The organism is Actinosynnema sp. NPDC059797, assembly GCF_042732085.1.
Classification (GTDB): Bacteria; Actinomycetota; Actinomycetes; order Mycobacteriales; family Pseudonocardiaceae; genus Actinosynnema.
Genome location: NZ_JBHWIE010000696.1, coordinates 1 through 1,764, shown reverse-complemented (window position 1 = coordinate 1,764; position 1,764 = coordinate 1). Strand labels below are relative to the sequence as shown.

The 1,764-nt window shown below is 74.9% G+C and carries 1 protein-coding gene; it reads right to left on the bottom strand.

From position 1 onward, the window contains the following. Positions 1-143 precede the first annotated feature (143 nt). On the bottom strand, positions 144-1,764 hold a 1,621-nt coding region (locus ACFV4N_RS43405), incomplete at its 5' end, for a hypothetical protein (RefSeq protein ID WP_499678538.1).

The window sequence follows — 1,764 nt, the reverse complement described above, 5'->3', positions numbered from 1 at the left end:
CGGGGCCGCCTCCTTTCGGGTTATGTGGGGGGGTACTGCCTCATGTCGGGAGGCCCGACACCGTGCGGTGTCGGGCCTCCGGGGAGTGACTTCGGTCGCTTCGCGCCGACGGGCTCAGTCCGACGGGCTCAGCTCCGCGGACCTCAGTCCTGCGGGCTGAGGTCGAACGCGCGCTCGGCGGCGTCGGTCTCGTTGTCGTCGTCGGCCTGGGCGGCGTTGAGGAACCACCGCACGGCCTCCTCGGTGCGCCCGGCCGCCGCCAGGTTGTCGGCGTAGGCGTAGAACAGGCGGGCGCTCCACGGGTCCCGGCGCTTCGCGTCCAGGTCGTCGCCCTGGAGCGCCACCACGGCCGCGTCCAACTGACCCATGTCCCGCCGGGCGCCGGCCGCCACGATCCGCAGCTCGACGGACTCCTCCGCCGACAGCGGCAGGCCCTGGGCCTCGCGCGCCAGCTCGATCGCCCGCTCCGGCCGCCCCAGCGCCCGCTCGCAGTCGGCCATCACCGCGACGTGCCCGGCCCCGTGCGACATGCGCCGGGCGGCCCGCAGCTCCGACAGCGCCTCGGACCACTCACCGGCGTGGTAGGCGGTCAGCCCGGCGGCCTCGCGCACCACCGCGACCCGCGCCGCCTTCGACCGCGCGTACCGGGCGTGCTCCAGGGCCAGCTCGGGCTCGCTGTCGATCAGGATGCCCGCGGCCGCCAGGTGCCGGCCGACGATCTCGGCCAAGCCCTTGGGCAGCCCGCGCAGCTCCTGCTTCACCTCGGGGTCCAGCACGGAGATGTCCGCCTCCGGCGGCAGCTCGGGCGTGCGGGCCCGGGTGAACACCCGCTCGCGACCCTCGCCGGATTCCGCGGGCTCAGAGGACTCCGAGGGCTCCGAGCCCTCGGCGTTCGCGGAACTCCCGGAGTCCGAGTCGGCCTCGGCGTTCGCGGAGGCCACGGGGGTCTCCCGCTCGATCCCGATGCCGTCCTCGGTCACGATCCCGTCCGCGGAGGCGGTCCCGGTCTCGGTCCCGGTCCCGGTCTCGTCCTCGGCCCCGGTCTCGGCCGACTCGTCCGCGTCGTCCTCGGCACCGGCGACCCGCTCGGCCTTGTCCTCGGCGCCGGTCCCGACAACAGCCGCGCCGGCGGTCACCGACTCGTCGACCTCGACCGCGGTGTCCTCGTCAACGCGCTGGTCCTCGACCTTCGCGACCCGGTCCTGGAACCGGGCGGCCCGCTCACGGCTGCGCTCGTCACGCTTGTCGTCGCGCCGGTCATCCCGGCGGTCGTAACGCGGCTTGTCGTACTGCGGCCGGTCCTGACGCGGCCGGTCCGAGCGGGGACGGTCGTCCCTGCGGTCGGTGCCCCGGTCATCCCGACGCGGGTAGCCACCGCGCTCGCCGCCCCGGTCGTCACGACGCTGGTAGCCAGGCCGGTCGTCACGGCGGGGGTAACCGCCGCGGTCGCCGGAACGCTCGTCGCGCCGCTGGTAGCCGCCACGGTCGCCCGACCGGTCATCACGCTTCTGGTAACCGGGCCGGTCGCCGGGTCGATCGTCACGCTTCTGGTAGCCCGGCCGGTCGTCGCGCCGCTGGTAGCCGCCGCGGTCGTCGCGGGGCCGGAACTCGCGACGCTCGCCGCCGCGCTCACCACCCCGGTCGAACCCGCGGTCACCACCACGATCGTCACGCCTGTCATCGCGCTTGTCGTCGCGCCGGAAATCACGGCGGTCACCGGAGCGGTCGTCACGCCGCTGGAAACCACCGCGGTCGTCACGGGAC